Source organism: Limimaricola cinnabarinus LL-001, assembly GCF_000466965.1.
Lineage (GTDB): Bacteria > Pseudomonadota > Alphaproteobacteria > Rhodobacterales > Rhodobacteraceae > Limimaricola > Limimaricola cinnabarinus.
On sequence record NZ_BATB01000047.1, the window covers coordinates 1 to 15,951 of the forward strand.

A 15,951-nucleotide genomic window follows, 5' to 3' on the forward strand; every position below is an offset into this window, starting at 1 on the left:
GCCCGTCGCGGTCGCGGCGGCGCGCCAGAAGGGTCAGCGGCCCCTCGACCGACGCCACCCGCGCGGCCCCCGGCGCGGGTTCGAACGCGGCCCCCGCCTCGGCGAAACCCGATGCCAGCGGCGCGGCACTCCGCAGCTCGGCGCGGCCGGCCGCGGTAATGCGGTAACGCGCGATGCGTCCCGGTCCCGGGGTTGCCGCGATCCAGCCGCGCAGCGCCAGCGTCTCGGCCACCGAGCGGTCGAGCCGGGCCAGGCGCTGGGTCGCGCCATCCGCGTCCTCGCGCATCACCGCCGCGACGGGCATGTCGGGCGCCACCGCCAGCACCGCCCCCGGTTCGGCCATCCGGCGCAGCACGCGCAGCGCCTCGGCCGCGCCCTCGTCCTCGACGGTCTCGGGCCGGTGGCCCTTTGGGTCGTGATGGGTCATTGCGTTCTCCTCGGAGATGGCGGGGGGCGTGTCGGGGCCGGTCTCGGGCCGAAAGCGCCGCGACAGTCGCCGCAGGGCGGCATCGACCAGCGGGTCGTCGCGCCGGCTTTCGAGCTGGCGCACCTGCCGCAGAACGGTCGAGGCATGCACCTCCGACCGCCGCGCCAGAACCCGGATCGGCGCGCCGCCTTCGACATGTTCGAGATAATGCCGGACCGCCGGCGGCAGCCAGCCGGGGAGGCGCTCCACCTTGCCTGCCTGCCCCCGCGTGTCCATCCCCACGGCCCTGTGCGACGGCCGTGCCCGGTATTCCCTGACGTCCCCAAGCTTCACGATCTCAACTTTCAGTTGCCCCGGTTACCGAAACTTTAATCAGTTCCGAACCCGTTCATCTTGATTGAAGAATCCCAAACAAGCTTGAAGCGACCGCGCGATGCAGCGCGGTGTGACGCAACGCAACGTCAATCGTGAGACAATCGCGAGGCGTACAGCACAACCTTGAGGGAGGACAGGACATGCAGGACCCGTTGAGCAGGATCACCGCGCTGAAGCGACCGCCGCTCCTCGTGGACGCCGCGCGCCATGGCGTCGACGCCTATGACCGCACGACCCTGCTGCCGCGGCTGATCGGGGCGTGTCCGGGCGGACCGGCGCGCGCGGTGATGGCGCTGCTCGACCGCGAAAGCGAGATCGAGGCGCGGCGGCGGTCGGGGTCGGGCGACTACCGCCCGGCCCGCCATGTCGAGATGATCGTGGCGCTGATGGGCGAGGCGCGGCTCATCCGCGCCGCCGCCCTCAGCTGAAGCTGTCGGGCATCGACGCCTTCTTGGCCTCGACATACTCGGTCAGTCGCCCTGCGATCTCGGGGTCGAGCGGCGGCTGGCGGTAGGTGTCGAGCTGCCTGGCCACCCGCGCCGTGGCAAGGGCCTGCGTGTCGCGCGCGCCCTCCTCGTCCCAGGTTTCAAAGGGCTTGTAGTCGAACAGCTCGCTGCGCCAGAACGCGGTCTTGAAGTTCGCCTGCGTATGCGCGCAGCCGAGGTAGTGGCCCCCCGGCCCCACCTCGCGGATCGCGTCCATCGCCTGCATCTCTTGGGAGGCGTCGACGCCGCGCGCCAGCTGGTGCAGCGCGCCGAGCTGGTCGGCATCCATCACGAACTTCTCGTAGGAGGCGACGAGCCCGCCTTCGAGCCAGCCGCAGGCGTGCAGCATGAAGTTGACGCCTGACAGCAGACCCATGTTCAGGCTGTTGGCGCTCTCGTAGCCCGCCTGCGCGTCGGGCAGCTTGGAGCCGCAGAACCCGCCCGCCGAGCGGTAGGGCAGCCCCATCCGCCGCGCCAGCTGACCCATGCCATAGGTGATGAGCGAGGCCTCAGGCGTGCCGAAGGTCGGCGCGCCCGAATTCATGTCGATCGAGGTGACGAAGGCGCCGACGATCACCGGCGCGCCGGGGCGCACGAGCTGGGAATAGGCGACGCCTGCCAGCGCCTCCGCCAGAACCTGTGTCAGCGTGCCCGCGACCGAAACCGGCGCCATCGCGCCGCCGACGATGAAGGGCGAGATGATGCAGGCCTGGTTCGCCTTGGCATAGACCTCGAGCGCGCCCATCATGATGCCGTCGAAGGTCAGCGGCGAGTTGATGTTGATCAGCGAGGTCATCACCGTGTTTTCGGCGACGAAATCCTTTCCGAACAGGATCTCGCACATCTCGACGCAGTCCCGCGCCCGCTCCGGCGCGGTCACCGATCCCATGAACGGTTTATCGGAAAAGGTCATGTGCGCAAGCAGCATGTCGAGATGGCGCTTGTTCACCGCGACATCCGTGGGCTCGCAGACCGTGCCGCCCGAATGGTGCAGCCATTTCGACATGTAGCCGAGCTTCACGAAATTGCGGAAATCCTCGATCGTCGCATAGCGCCGCCCGCCATCGGCGTCGCGCACGAAGGGCGGGCCGTAGACCGGGGCCAGCACGAGGTTGCGGCCGCCGATCTCGACGTTGCGCTCGGGATTGCGGGCGTGCTGGGTGAAAGTCGCGGGCGCGGTGGCGCAAAGCTTGCGCGCCAGCCCGCGCGGGATGCGCACCCTGTCGCCATCGACCTGCGCCCCGGCCTGCCGCCACAGCTCCAGCGCCGGCGCGTTATCCGAGAACACCACGCCGATCTCTTCGAGCACGGTTTCGGCATTGGTTTCGATCACCTCGATGGCATGGGCGTCGAGCACCTCGAAATCGGGGATGTTGCGGGTGATGTAGCGCGCGGTCTCGACGCTCACGGCGGTACGTTCGGCACGGCGCGCCGCCCCTCCGCCGGACCGTCCCCGCCGCCCTGCCCGCTCTCCGGCCATCTGTGCCGCTTCCGTCATCGCCCGCTCCCGTGATGCGTTCTCGTCCCCCGTGATAGCGGCGCGCGAGGCCCCGACTTGGCCGGATTGCGCCGCCTCAGGCGTGAAAGCGACATGTCGCCCGGAGCGGCGCGATTTTTCGCCCCCCTCGCTCTTGCGTGGATGATCGGGCGGGCCTATTCGCTGGGTCATGACCGAGCATAGCCAACAGCACCAGCGCCTTCTCATCGTCGATTTCGGCTCACAGGTGACGCAGCTTATCGCGCGCCGCCTCCGCGAGCTGAACGTCTACTGCGAGATCCATCCCTTCAACGCGGTGGACGAGGCTTTCCTCGACGCCTTCGAGCCGCAGGCGGTGATCCTGTCGGGCGGCCCGGCCAGTGTGCCCGACGAAGGCAGCCCGCGCCCGCCGATGCGGATCTTCGAACTGGAGGTGCCGGTCCTTGGCATCTGCTACGGTCAGCAGGTGATGATGCAGATGCTGGGCGGCGAAGTGCTGCGCGGCGACGGTACCGCCGAGTTCGGCCGCGCCTATGTCGAGCCCGAGGGCGAGGCCACGGATCTCCTTCGCGGCTGGTTCATCGAAGGCCGCGAGCAGGTCTGGATGAGCCATGGCGACCACGTCTCCAAGCTCGCCCCCGGCTTCGAGGTCTGCGGCACCTCGCCCGGCGCGCCCTATGCGATCACCGCCGATCTGGAGCGCCGTTTCTACGCGGTGCAGTTCCACCCCGAGGTGCACCACACCCCGCATGGCAAGACCTTCCTCGAGAATTTCCTGCATATCGCGGGCTTTACCGGCGACTGGACCATGGGCGCCTACCGCGAGGAGGCGATCCGCCTGATCCGCGAGCAGGTCGGCGACGCCAAGGTGATCTGCGGCCTCTCGGGCGGCGTCGACAGCTCGGTCGCAGCCGTTCTCATTCACGAGGCGATCGGCGATCAGCTCACTTGCGTCTTCGTCGATCATGGTCTGCTGCGCGAGGGCGAGGCCGAGCAGGTCGTGACCATGTTCCGCGACCATTACAACATGCCGCTCGTTCACGCGCAGGAAGACGATCTGTTCCTCGATGCGCTCGAAGGGGTCTCGGACCCCGAGGTCAAGCGCAAGACCATCGGCAAGCTCTTCATCGACGTGTTCCAGAAGCACGCGGCCGAGGTTGGTGGCGCTACCTTCCTTGCGCAGGGCACGCTCTACCCCGACGTGATCGAAAGCGTCAGCTTCTCGGGCGGGCCGAGCGTGACGATCAAGAGCCACCACAATGTCGGCGGCCTGCCCGAGAAGATGGGGCTGAAGCTGGTCGAGCCGTTGCGCGAGCTGTTCAAGGACGAGGTCCGTGCGCTGGGGCGCGAGCTCGGCCTGCCCGACAGCTTCATCGGCCGCCACCCCTTTCCGGGGCCCGGCCTTGCGATCCGCTGCCCCGGCGAGATCACCCGCGAAAAGCTGGCGATTTTGCGCCGCGCCGACGCGGTGTTCATCGACCAGATCCGCAAGCACGGGCTTTACGACGAGATCTGGCAGGCATTCGTGGCCCTGCTGCCGGTGCGCACCGTGGGCGTGATGGGCGACGGGCGGACCTATGATTACGCCTGCGCGATGCGCGCGGTGACGAGCGTCGACGGCATGACCGCCGACTACTACCCCTTCACCCACGAGTTCCTTGGCGAGACCGCGACGCGGATCATCAACGAGGTGCGCGGCATCAACCGCGTCACCTATGACGTGACCTCGAAGCCGCCGGGCACGATCGAGTGGGAATGAGCTAGCAGATTCGCCTGAAACGGGCCCCTTCGGGGGCCTTTTTCATGCCTGCGCCTGATGCGCCGAAGTGACGCTGCGACGTGCACGTCAACCTGCCGTTGCGTCATAGATTGCGGCGAATCCCTCTCGTGTCTCTGCTTGCCTCGGAGGACGCATTTCGCGACAGGGAGAGAACATGAAACTTCAGTATGGCGCCACGAGCGCGCTGGCGCTGGGCGCGGCGCTGATGGCCACCGGGGCTTCGGCGATCGGGATCGACCGCTCCAACCAGGACGTCACGGCGATTTTCGAGGAGGGCAACGTCGCAGAGCTGTCCTTTGGCCGGGTCTTTCCCGACCTCTCGGGAAAGGACCGTGGACTGGCGGGCGATTACGACAATGTGGGCGAGGAATTCAACAACTTCTCGGCCAGCGTCAAGATGGATTTCGGCCGTGGATTTTCCGCCGCGCTGATCGCCGATCAGCCCTTCGGTGCCGATATCCTCTATGAAGGCGACCCCGGGACCACCTTCTTCGGCGGCACCAGCGCCAATCTCGACAGCACGGCGCTCACCTTGGTGGGACGCTACCGCATCAACGAGAGTTTCAGCCTGCATGCCGGTGTCCGGCGCGAGACGCTGGAGGGCGCCATCACCCTGTCCGGTCGCGCCTATGGCCCGGTCTTCGACGGCGCGACGCCGACGCTGAATGGCTATGCGGTCGATCTCGACGAGAACAGCGCCAATGGCTACGTGATCGGCGCGGCCTATGAAAAGCCCGAGATCGCGCTGCGCGTGGCGTTGACCTACAACTCCGCGATCGAGCACGACTTCGACACGACCGAGAGCCTCGCGGGCAATGTCGTCGCCAGCGGCGGCACCACCACGGTCAAGACGCCGGAATCTTGGAATCTCGACATGCAAACCGGGATCGCGGCCAACACGCTGGTTTTCGCCAACATCCGCTATGCGGCCTACGAGGACACGCTGGTCTCCCCCGACTTCTTCGCGGGCGCGACCGGCGGCCTCAGCCTGACCGACATCGACGACAACTACTCGGCGCAGATCGGTCTCGGTCGCAAGTTCTCCGACGCCTTCTCCGGCCAGATCGCGGTCGGCGTGGAGCCCGAAGGGGACGAGCGGATCTCGCCGCTCGACCCGACCGACGGCAAGGGCTGGGTCAGCCTCGGCGGCGCCTACAACATGGAGGCGGTGACCATCTCGGGCGGCATCCGCTATACCAAGCTCGGTGATGCCAGCCCGCAAACCCGCAACCCCGAAACCGGTCTGCGCGAGGATCGCGCCGACTTTACCGACAGCTCCGCGGTCGCCCTGGGCATGAGCGTGGCCTACCGCTTCTGATCGGGACGTGCTCGGGATGGGGGCGGTCACCGGGCCGCCCCCGTTCGCATTTGCATGCAATCCGCATGTTTCGGATTGCACCTGCCCTTGTGGCGTGCAGAGTGCCGCGCATGACGGCACAAAAGACCATGACCAACGCGGCTTGGGCGCAGCTCGGCCTTCTCGCCCTGATCTGGGGCGGCTCGTTCCTCGCGGTACGGGTCGCACTCGACCAGATCGGACCGATCTGGGTGGTCGGGCACCGCGCGATCTGGGCGGCGGCGGTGCTGTGGCCGGTGGTGCTCTTGCGCCGCCTGCCCTTGCCGCGCGGCGCGCGGATCTGGGGGGTGCTGATTATCATGGGCGCGCTCAACAATGCCATTCCCTTCGGCCTCCTCGCCTGGGGCCAGCAGCATGTCGAGACCGGCCTCATCGCCATCCTCAACGCCGCCACGGCGGTGTTCGGCGTGCTCTTCGCAGCGATCTTCTTCGCCGACGAAAGGCTTTCGGCGCGCAAGGCGTTCGGCGTGGGTCTGGGCTTTTTCGGCGTGATCTGGGTGATCGGCCCGTCGGCGCTCTCGGGCTTCGATCCCGGCGCGCTGGGCCAGATCGCCGCCATCGGTGCCACAATCTCCTATGCGCTGGCCGGGGTCTGGGCGCGCAAGATGATGGGCGGTCTGCCGCCGCTCACCGCCGCCGCCGGGATGACCACGGGGGCCGCGCTCATCATGGTGCCGCTGGCCTGGATCGTCGAAGGGCCACCCATGTTCGATCTCGCTCCCGCCACCATTGCGGGGCTGGCCTATGTCTCCATCGGATCGACGGCGCTGGCCTATCTGATCTACTACCGCGTCATCGCCGTGGCAGGCAGCGGCAACGTGCTTCTGGTGACGCTGATGGTGGCCCCGGTGGCGATCCTTCTCGGCGTGGTGGTACTGGGCGAGACGCTGCCACCCCGCGCCTATGCGGCTTCGCCCTGCTGGCCTGCGGCCTCGCGGTGCTCGACGGGCGGATCCTGCGGCGTCCGCGCGCACGGGGGGCGGCACCTGCGCCCAAGTTCTGACTGGACCGGGCCGCGGCGCTTGTTTAGCCATGCGCGCATGATCCATTCCTCCGCCTCGGACTGGCTGTCCGCCCCGCGCAAACGCGTCCTGTTCTTCGGCATGTCGGGCCTTGGCAAGACCCATGTGTCGAACCTGCTGCGCCGGTCGGGCGACTGGTTCCACTACTCGATCGACTACCGCATCGGCACACGCCACATGGGCGAGCTCATCGCCGACAACGCCAAACGCGAGGCGATGAAGGTGCCGTTCCTGCGCGAGCTGCTGCTCTCGGACAGCATCTACATCGGCTCCAACATCAGCTTCGACAACCTCGCCCCGGTCTCGACCTATCTCGGCAAGCCGGGCGATCCGGCGAAAGGCGGCCTGCCCTTCGAGACCTACCGCCAGCGGCAGGAGCAGTTTCGCCGCGCCGAGATCGCCGCGCTCGAGGACACGCCGTGGTTCGTCGAACGCGGCGAGGCGCTCTATGGCTACCCGCATTTCGTCTGCGACACCGGCGGCTCGATCTGCGAATGGGTCGATCCCGACGATCCGCATGACCCGCTGATGACGCTTCTCTCCAAGGAGATGCTGATGATCTGGATCGAAGGGTCGGAGGCGCATACCGAGGAGCTGATCCGTCGCTTCGACCGTGCGCCCAAGCCGATGGCCTACAGCCCCGACTTCCTGCTCAAGGCATGGCACGATTATCTCGCCGAGACTGGCCTGCCGGAGGCGCGCGTCGATCCCGACGCCTTCATCCGCTGGACCTACGGGCGGGCGCTGGCGCATCGTCAGCCGCGCTATGCCAAAATGGCCGAACGCTGGGGCCTCGCCATACCGGCCGAAGCGCTGTCGGGCCTCGACTCCGCCGCCGATTTCGAGGCCGTCGTGGCCGAAGCGCTCGACGCGGCGCTTGGCAAGAGCCGCCGGGAAGCCTAGATCAGCCCTCCCTGCCAAGAGGTTGCACCATGCCCATCAAGATCCCCGAAGCCCTTCCCGCCTACACCGTGCTGACGCGCGAGGGTGTGATGGTGATGTCGGAGGATCAGGCGGCGCGGCAGGACATCCGGCCGCTGAAGATCGGCCTGCTCAACCTGATGCCCAAGAAGATCCAGACCGAGACGCAGTTCGCGCGGCTGATCGGCGCGACGCCGCTGCAGATCGAGCTGACGCTGATCCGCATGTCGGATCATGAATCGCGCAACACCGCTGCCGAACACATGGAGGAGTTCTACCGCCCCTTCGAGGAGGTCGCGGCCTCGGGCGAGAAGTTCGACGGCTTTCTCGTCACCGGTGCGCCGGTCGAGCATCTCGATTTCGACGAGGTGACCTATTGGGACGAGCTGCGCCGCGTATTCGACTGGACCCAGACCCATGCGCATTCCACCTTCGGCGTCTGCTGGGGCGGCATGGCGCTGATCGCGCATCAGCACGGCATCGCCAAGCACCTGCTCGACCGGAAGGCCTTCGGCTGCTTCCGGCACCGCAATCTCAAGGCCGACAGCCCGTTCCTGCGCGGCTTTTCGGATGACTGCACCGTCCCGGTCAGCCGCTGGACCGAGATCCGGCAGGAGGACATCGACGCCCGCCCCGAGCTTCAGACGCTGCTCGCCTCGGACGAGGTCGGCCCCTGCCTCGTCGAGGACCCCGAGCGCCGCACGCTCTATATCTTCAACCATTTCGAATACGACAGCCACACGCTGAAGGAGGAGTACGACCGCGACGTCGCGGCGGGGAACCCGATCGCCGTCCCGGCCAACTACTACCCGGGCGACGACCCGACCAAGCCGCCGTCGAACCGCTGGCGCAGCCACGCGCATCTGCTTTATGGCAATTGGATCAACCAGATCTACCAGACCACCCCTTACGATCTGAGCGACATTGGCCGCTAAGCTCATCGCCCTTCTGGCGCTCCTTGCCCTCGCGGGATGCGCCTTCGTGGATCACCGCGCCGATCGGCGCGAGGTCATGGCCGAGGCGGCGCATCCGCCGCTGGGCCGGCTCATTGAGGTCGAGGGGCGGCGCGTGCACGCGCTGGTCTCGGGCACCGGCCCGGACCTCGTGCTGATCCATGGCGCCTCCGGCAATCTGCGCGACATGGCCTTCGCCCTCGTGGACCGGCTCGATGACCGCTATCGCGTCATCGCCTTCGACCGGCCGGGACTGGGCTATTCCGATCCGATCGACCCGGCGGCGGACGACGCCTTCACCACGCGCGCCGACAGCGTGGCGACGCAGGCGCGGCTGCTGCAGGCGGCAGCCGCAGCGCTCGGGGCCGAAAAGCCCATCGTTCTGGGCCATTCCTTTGGCGGGGCCGTGGCCATGGCATGGGCGCTGGAGCGGCCCGAAGCCATTGCCGCCGTCGTCGACATCGCGGGCGCCACCATGCCGTGGGAGACGGGGCTCGCCACGCTCTACAAGGTCAATGGCTCGGCGCTCGGCGGGGCCACCGTGGTGCCGCTGCTTACCGCCTTCGCGCCCGAACGGCTGGTCGATGAAACGGTCGAGGCGGTCTTTGCCCCCAACCCCGTGCCCGAGGGTTATGCCGATTTCGTCGGCGCCGGCCTCGCGGTGCGGCGCGACAGCCTGCGGGTCAACGCGCGGCAGGTGAACGGACTCCTGCCGCAGGTCACCGCGATGCGCGAACGCTATGCCACGCTCGACCTGCCGGTCGAGATCGTGCACGGCGTCGCCGACACCATCGTGCCGCTCGAGGTGCATTCGGCCCGTCTTGCCGAACTCGTCCCCGGCGCGAACCTGACGGTGCTCGAGAACGTTGGTCACATGCCGCATCACGTCGTGCCGGACGAGGTGGTGGCGGCGATCGATCGGGCGGCGGCGCGGGCGGGATTGCGCTAGGCTTTCGTGGCCCGCAACATGCACTGCGCGAGGAGAGACAGATGACCAAGCCGTTCGAGGGAGCGATCAGCCGGTTTCACGACGAGGAAGCCCCCGACGAGATCCGCCGCATCCTGCGCGACGCGGGCAAGGACGATATCACCAGCCCGCGCTTTCCCTACCCTTCCAAATGGAAGCGCAAGGATTACGAGGCCGAGATGGCCGCCCTGCAGATCGAGCTGGTCAAGATGCAGGCTTGGGTCAAGGAGACCGGCCAGCGGGTCGTCGTGGTGTTCGAGGGCCGCGACGCCGCCGGCAAGGGAGGCACCATCTCGCGGTTCAGCGAGAACCTGAATCCGCGCGGCGCCCGCGTCGTGGCGTTGGCCAAACCGTCCGAGATCGAAGCCGGGCAATGGTACTTTCAGCGCTATGTGCGCGAACTGCCGACCAGGGGCGAGATCGTGTTTCTTGATCGCTCGTGGTATAACCGCGCCGTGGTCGAGCCCGTCTTCGGCTTTGCCGACGAGACCCAGGTCGAGCGGTTCTACGAGCAGGTGGCCCCGTTCGAGAAGATGCTCGTCGATGACGGCATCCGGCTCTTCAAGATCTGGATCAATGTCGGTCGGGCCACGCAGCTCGAGCGGTTTCTCAAGCGCGAGAACGACCCCCTCAAGCAATGGAAGCTGAGTTGGATCGATGTCGAGGGGTTGCGTAAGTGGGATGACTACACCGCGCGCATCGCCACCATGTTCGAGCGCAGTGATTTCGATTTCGCGCCGTGGACAGTGATCCGCGGCGATGACAAGCGGCGCGCGCGTGTGGGCGCGATCCGCCGTGTTCTGGGCGCGCTCGACTATACCGACAAGGATGCCGAGGCGGTCTGCGCGCTCGATCCCAAGGTCGCGGGCGGCGTCGATATCTGGCCGCGCGACTGACGTGGCCAAGCAGGGATATCACCACGGCAACCTGCGGCAGGCCCTCGTCGAGGCCTGCCTGAAGCTGATCGAGGCCAAGGGTCCCACCGGCTTCACCCTGTCGGAGGCCGCGCGCGAGGCCGGGGTGACCCCCGCGGCGGTCTATCGCCATTTTGCGGGACGCGAAGACCTGATCGCCGAAGCGGCGCGGCAGGGCTATGAGATCTTCGCCGATCTGCTCGACTATGCCTATGACGAGGGCCGTCCCTCGGTGCTCACCGCCTTCGAGAAGACCGGGCGCGCCTATCTGGCCTTCGCGCGCAAACACCCCGGCCATTACGTCGCGATGTTCGAAAGCGGCATCTCGGTCCAGCGGACGCCGGAGCTTGCCACCGCGTCACGGCGCGCGCTCGGCGTACTGGAGCGCGCCGCTGAGGCGCTGTCCGAGCGCATCCCCGAGAATCGCCGCCCTCCGCCGCAGATGTTTGCCGCGCATGTCTGGGCGATGAGCCACGGCGTGGTGGAGCTGTTCGCGCGCGGCTCTCCGGGGACGCGCGCTCCGTTTCCTGCGGATGACCTGCTCGAAAGCGGTATCGGCATCTATCTCAGGGGCTTGGGTCTTGTCGCCCCGGATACCTGAAATAGTGACGGATTCTGCCCGATACCGGGAAACTAGGGGAACGATGAACTGGACAGAACCCGCCTCCACCAGTCAGTGTCATGGCTAACCCGAGGTTGCATGGTCCATTTGAACCACGCACTAAAGAGTTTCAGTAGCAATCATGCCACCCCTTCCCCATGATCCCAAGATTGCCGGTCTTCTGGACGAGATCTACCAGAGCGCGATCACGCCTGCGCTTTGGGAAAGCCTGCCCGCCCGGCTCGCCGCCATTGCCGGAGGTGGGGCATGGGCGCTGCAACTGGTGCGCCGGGGTGGGCTGCGGGGAACCGTGGTGCACGGCGTCAACTTCGACCCGGCCCTGATGGCGGACTACCCCGACCATTACGCGGTGATGAACCCATGGCTTCCGGTGCTCAGGCGGACGCCGGTCATGCAACTGGTGCATGATCGTCAACTCGTGCCGGAGGAAGCGCTTCTCAAGAGCGAATTCTATGCCGACTTTCTCAAGCCGCAGGGGGATATCCACCGCTCTTTCGGGATGGTGCTGGTGAATGGCGAGGCCGGCGGCCTCGTGATCAGCTGCAACCACGCGCCCGGTCATACCGACACGATCGGAACCGCCGGAAGTCAGCTTCTGTCGCTGATCGGCCCGCATCTGCGCCGGGCCTTCGACCTCACCCGGTTGGTCGAACGCAGCGCCATGCAGGCGGGCGCGCAGGTGATGGATGGCATCGCGGGTCTGCATGCGTGTTTCGCGCTCGATGCGCGATCGCGCCTCGTCGCCAGCGACGTGCGGGCCGATGCGCTGCTCAGGCAGGGTGATGTCCTGAAGCTCGGCCGCGACCGGCGGCTGCGATTCGTGGACGACTGCGCCAACGCGGCGCTCGACGATCGCCTGGCGCGCGAAGGGCGCACCGGTGGGGGCTTCGTGGTGCCCGGCCCGGGAGGCGAGCGGCGGTTGGCGCGGCTGGCGCCCCTGCCCCGCCCGCAATCCATCGCGCCGCTCGAGATGATGCTGAGCGCGGATCGCGCGGTCGCGGCGTTGATCATTACAGAGCCGGGCCAGACCTATGCACGCGACGAGGATCTTTAGGATCTGTTCGAGCTCACCCCGGCTGAAAGCGTGGTGCTGCGCGAGCTTTGCGCGGGGCTGTCGCTGGCGGAGATAGCGCGGCTGCGCGAGGTCAGTCCCAACACCGTGCGCAACCAACTATGCAGCCTGTTCGACAAGACCGGAACCAGCCGGCAGGCCGAACTCGTGGCGCTGGTGGCCCGGCTGGGTGTCTGATAAATCGAGATTTTATGACAGGACCGGTGGCCGACGGCGGGTTTCCGAAACGCCAAGACGCTTCGTGGCCGCGTCCCCATTCTGCAAGGAGGCCACATGGACGGCTCGCTCGCTCTGCTTTTTGCTCTCGTCGCGACGGCCGAGCTTGGTTTCGGAAACTGTGGTGCCGAGACCTGCCGCAGCATCCAGCCCGGTCAGGGCCGCAATGCCGTGCAGTACGGCGAGGTGCTGTTCCAGCGCGAGCGGCAAGGCGGCGAGATCTATCTCCAGCGACAGCTTCCCGCGCGTTACGGCGCGCTCGAGCCGGTGCTCGGGCTGTCGGTGTCCGCGAATGGCGACGCCTGGCTCGGGGCGGGTCTGCAATGGACCGGGGCGCTTCCGCACCAGAGCTTCGTGCAGCTGTCGCTGTTGCCGGGGCTCTATGCACAGACCGACGGGGCCGAGCTGGGCCATATGATCGAGTTTCGTTCCTCGGCCGGGGTCGGCTATGCCTTTGACAACGGCGCGCGGGTGTCGCTTCAGTTCGATCACCGCTCGAATGGCGGGCTGTCGAACGACAATCCGGGCCTCGAAACATTCGGGATCCGGCTGGCGCTGCCGATGTGATCAGTCGGGCAGCAGCACCAGCGCGCGTTCATCCCAAGCCAGCCGCGCCACCGCCCCGACATCGAGCACCGGCCGACCGATCAGGTTCTTCATCGAAACCGTGAGAGGCCGATCGAAGCCGTCGATGCGCACGTCGTAATAGGTCATGTCGCCGTAATAGACCACCTCGTCGATGATGCCCTGCACTTCGCGGCGCGGCGCGGTCTCGCCCTCGAACAGGATGGCCAACGTCTCGGGGCGGATGCCGACGCTCACCGCGCCGGAGGCTGCCCCGGCAGGGGCCTGATCGGGGTCGAGGGTGGCGCGGCCCAGCCCGGCGATCTCGATCTCGACGCCCGCACCGCCGCGCGTCACTTCCCCGGGCAGAAAGTTCATCTTGCCGATGAACTGCGCCACGCGCCGCGTCGCGGGACGGCGGTAGAGCGTCTCGGGATCGGCCAGCTGGCCGATCTCGCCCTCGAACATCACCGCGATCCGGTCCGACATCACCAGCGCCTCTTCCTGGTCGTGGGTGACGAGGATGAAGGTGATCCCGACCTGCCGCTGCAGGCGGATCAGTTCGAGCTGCATCTGCTCGCGCATCAGCCGATCGAGCGCCGAAAGCGGCTCGTCCAAGAGCAGCACCTTGGGCTTGAGGATCAGGCGCGGGCCAGCGCCACGCGCTGCCGCTGCCCGCCCGAGAGCGCGTGCGCACGGCGTCGCCCGTAGCCCGCAAGGCCCACCATCTCAAGCGCCTCCTCGACGGCGCGCGCCTTCTCGGATTTGGCACGCGGATCGCGGCGCAGGCCGAAGCCCACGTTTTCGGCTACGGTGAGGTGCGGGAACACGGCATAGGACTGGAACACCATGTTGGTGGGCCGGTGGTTCGGGGCCACACCCTTCATGTCGCGCCCGTCGATACGGATGCTGCCCGAGGAGACCTGTTCCAGCCCGGCGATGGTGCGCAACAGCGTGGTCTTGCCGCAGCCCGAGGGGCCAAGCAGCGAGAAGAACTCGCCCGCGCGGATCTCGAGGTCGATGCCGCGCAGCGCGTGATAGTCGCCGTAATGCTTTTCGACGCCTCTGAGTTCGATGAGTGCGGTCACAGGAAACCTCCCTGATCCTTGATCCCGGCGCGCGCGAGGCCGCGGCGGCGGAAGAATTCTGCGATGACGAGAAGCGCGATCGACAGCGCCACGAGGATCGTGCCGAGCGCCATGACCACGGGCAGCTGTGCGGGAAAGCGCAACAGGCCCCAGATATAGACCGGCATCGTCGGGTTCGCGCCGGTGAGGAAGAAGGCGATAATGAACTCGTCGAGGCTGATCGTGAAGGCGATGAGCATCGACGAGACAATGCCCGGCATCACCAGCGGCAGCGTCACGAGCCGAAAGGCCGAGAACCGGCTTTCGCCTAGATCCATCGCCGCCCCTTCGATCGAGGGGTCGAGGTTCTGGAACGCGCCGTTGAGGATCGCGATGGAAAACGGCGTGCAGATCAGCACATGCGCCGAGATCACGGTCCAGTTGTTGAGGTTGAGCCCCAGCACCTGCCGCAACATGATCAGCAGCGACACCGCGACGATGATCTCGGGTAGAACCAAGGGCAGCATCACGAAGCCGATGATCCCACCCTTGCCGGGAAACCGCGCCATCGCGCCCGCGCGCGCGGCGCACAGGCCCAACAGCGTCGCGAAGATCGCGGTCATGGCGGCGATGAAGAGCGAGTTGCCCACCGCCTGCCTGAGTGCCGTATTGGCCGCCAGATCGGTGAACCAATGCGTGGTGAAGCCCGCCAGCGGAAAGGCGATGATCGTCGCATCGTTGAAGGCGAAGAGCGGCAAAAGCGCGATCGGCGCGTAGAGGAACAGCAGGTAGAGGATCGCATAGACCCTGAGCGGCGCGCCCTTCATCCCCGTCCCCTGAGCCAGCGGCGGTTGAGTGCGACGAAGACCAGCGCGATGGCGGTGACCGAGATCATCGCCACGATGGCGATGGCGGCACCCATCGGCGCGTTGTTGAGCTGCAGGAACTGGGTCTGGATCATGTTGGCGATGAGCTTTCCACCGGCGCCGCCCATCAGTTCGGGCGTGACGTAATCGCCGATGGTCGGGATGAAGACGATGAGCACGGTGGCCACCAGCCCCGGCATCGACAATGGCAGGGTCACACGCAGGAAGGTGGTCACGCGGGTCTCGCCCAGATCGCGGCTGGCCTCGATCAGCGAGCGGTCGATCTTCTCCAGCGCCACGAAGATCGGCAGGATCGCGAAGGGGGCGAAGGCATGCGCCAGCGTGATGATCACCGCGTTGACGTTGTAGAGAATAAAGCTCAGCGGCTCTTCGATCAGCCCTGCACCGATCAACCCCGAATTGATCACGCCGTTATAACCCAGGATCACCTTCCACAGGAACACGCGGATCAGGTAGCTGGTCCAGAACGGGATGGTGATCAAGAACAACCAGAGCGACTTGCGTTCGGACCGGACGTGGAACGACAGGAAATAGGCCACCGGGTAGGCCAGCAGCACGGTCACAAGAGTGACGATGCCCGATACCATGAGCGAGCGGCCGAGCAGAACGCCGTAGATCGGTTTGTCGAAGAACTCGCGGTAGTTGGCCAGCGTGAAGCTGGTGTCGATCGTCATGAAATCCTGCGTCCAGAAGCTGAACAGCAGAACCGCGAGGAGCGGTAGCGCGAGGAGCGCCAGAGCGTAGAGAAAGGGTGGCGCAAGCAGCAAGGCGGCGCGACCCCCTTCGGATTTCGTGAAGTGCCCCAGACCCATGGCCGCCCCGTGATGCCCCGCCGCGATGCTTGA

The 15,951-nt window shown here is 66.7% G+C and carries 14 protein-coding genes and 3 pseudogenes; 12 read left to right on the top strand and 5 right to left on the bottom strand.

What is annotated here, in order from left to right; translation table 11 throughout:
- Positions 1–703 (bottom strand): annotated as a pseudogene (locus MBELCI_RS13840) (helix-turn-helix domain-containing protein); the annotation flags it as partial.
- A gap of 239 nt (positions 704–942) precedes the next feature.
- Here MBELCI_RS13840 and MBELCI_RS13845 point away from each other — a divergent pair.
- Entirely contained in the window at positions 943–1,230 is a 288-nt protein-coding gene (locus MBELCI_RS13845; protein WP_021694872.1) for a DUF6477 family protein, read from the top strand.
- On the opposite strand, the gene MBELCI_RS13850 is transcribed toward MBELCI_RS13845, so the two are convergent.
- A complete protein-coding gene (locus MBELCI_RS13850; protein WP_045320200.1) occupies positions 1,223–2,785 on the bottom strand; it encodes a trimethylamine methyltransferase family protein in 1,563 nt (520 codons plus the stop codon). The two genes, MBELCI_RS13845 and MBELCI_RS13850, sit on opposite strands and share 8 nt — an antisense overlap.
- Positions 2,786–2,954: 169 nt before the next feature.
- Between MBELCI_RS13850 and guaA the strand changes: the two genes are divergently transcribed.
- The 11 genes and pseudogenes from guaA to MBELCI_RS13900 all read left to right on the top strand — a co-directional run bounded on the left by guaA (position 2,955) and on the right by MBELCI_RS13900 (position 13,155).
- The gene (gene guaA, locus MBELCI_RS13855; protein WP_021694874.1) at positions 2,955–4,523 is read left to right on the top strand and encodes a glutamine-hydrolyzing GMP synthase; all 1,569 of its coding nucleotides are present in this window, start codon (positions 2,955–2,957) and stop codon (positions 4,521–4,523) included.
- A 175-nt stretch (positions 4,524–4,698) separates the two neighbouring features.
- Entirely contained in the window at positions 4,699–5,862 is a 1,164-nt protein-coding gene (locus MBELCI_RS13860) for an outer membrane protein transport protein (protein WP_021694875.1), read from the top strand.
- Positions 5,863–5,990: 128 nt separating this feature from the next.
- Positions 5,991–6,746: pseudogene (locus tag MBELCI_RS21840) on the top strand (DMT family transporter); the annotation flags it as partial.
- Between the two features lie 195 nt (positions 6,747–6,941).
- Entirely contained in the window at positions 6,942–7,826 is an 885-nt protein-coding gene (locus MBELCI_RS21845; RefSeq protein ID WP_045320203.1) for a hypothetical protein, read from the top strand.
- Positions 7,827–7,855: 29 nt separating this feature from the next.
- Entirely contained in the window at positions 7,856–8,779 is a 924-nt protein-coding gene (gene metA, locus MBELCI_RS13870) for a homoserine O-acetyltransferase MetA (RefSeq protein WP_021694877.1), read from the top strand.
- On the top strand, positions 8,769–9,746 hold the full coding sequence (locus tag MBELCI_RS13875; protein ID WP_021694878.1) for an alpha/beta fold hydrolase: 978 nt from the start codon (positions 8,769–8,771) through the stop codon (positions 9,744–9,746). The genes metA and MBELCI_RS13875 overlap by 11 nt, the downstream gene beginning before the upstream one ends.
- 41 nt (positions 9,747–9,787) lie before the next feature.
- The gene (ppk2, locus tag MBELCI_RS13880; RefSeq protein ID WP_021694879.1) at positions 9,788–10,660 is read left to right on the top strand and encodes a polyphosphate kinase 2; all 873 of its coding nucleotides are present in this window, start codon (positions 9,788–9,790) and stop codon (positions 10,658–10,660) included.
- 1 nt (position 10,661) lies between these two features.
- The gene (locus MBELCI_RS13885) at positions 10,662–11,279 is read left to right on the top strand and encodes a TetR/AcrR family transcriptional regulator (RefSeq protein WP_021694880.1); all 618 of its coding nucleotides are present in this window, start codon (positions 10,662–10,664) and stop codon (positions 11,277–11,279) included.
- Positions 11,280–11,421: 142 nt separating this feature from the next.
- The gene (locus MBELCI_RS13890; protein WP_021694881.1) at positions 11,422–12,354 is read left to right on the top strand and encodes a hypothetical protein; all 933 of its coding nucleotides are present in this window, start codon (positions 11,422–11,424) and stop codon (positions 12,352–12,354) included.
- A 3-nt stretch (positions 12,355–12,357) separates the two neighbouring features.
- On the top strand, positions 12,358–12,549 hold the full coding sequence (locus tag MBELCI_RS20035) for a helix-turn-helix transcriptional regulator (RefSeq protein WP_081698604.1): 192 nt from the start codon (positions 12,358–12,360) through the stop codon (positions 12,547–12,549).
- Positions 12,550–12,645: 96 nt separating this feature from the next.
- On the top strand, positions 12,646–13,155 hold the full coding sequence (locus tag MBELCI_RS13900) for an acyloxyacyl hydrolase (RefSeq protein WP_021694883.1): 510 nt from the start codon (positions 12,646–12,648) through the stop codon (positions 13,153–13,155).
- Here the strand turns inward: MBELCI_RS13900 and MBELCI_RS13905 are convergent.
- The 3 genes and pseudogenes from MBELCI_RS13905 to MBELCI_RS13915 all read right to left on the bottom strand — a co-directional run bounded on the left by MBELCI_RS13905 (position 13,156) and on the right by MBELCI_RS13915 (position 15,918).
- Positions 13,156–14,240, bottom strand: a pseudogene (locus MBELCI_RS13905) (ABC transporter ATP-binding protein).
- Positions 14,237–15,046: an ABC transporter permease gene (locus MBELCI_RS13910; protein WP_021694885.1), complete on the bottom strand. Its 810-nt coding sequence runs from the start codon at positions 15,044–15,046 to the stop codon at positions 14,237–14,239. Before MBELCI_RS13910 ends, MBELCI_RS13905 begins: the two are co-directional and overlap by 4 nt.
- On the bottom strand, positions 15,043–15,918 hold the full coding sequence (locus MBELCI_RS13915; protein ID WP_045320205.1) for an ABC transporter permease: 876 nt from the start codon (positions 15,916–15,918) through the stop codon (positions 15,043–15,045). The genes MBELCI_RS13910 and MBELCI_RS13915 overlap by 4 nt, the downstream gene beginning before the upstream one ends.
- Between the last annotated feature and the right edge of the window lie 33 nt (positions 15,919–15,951).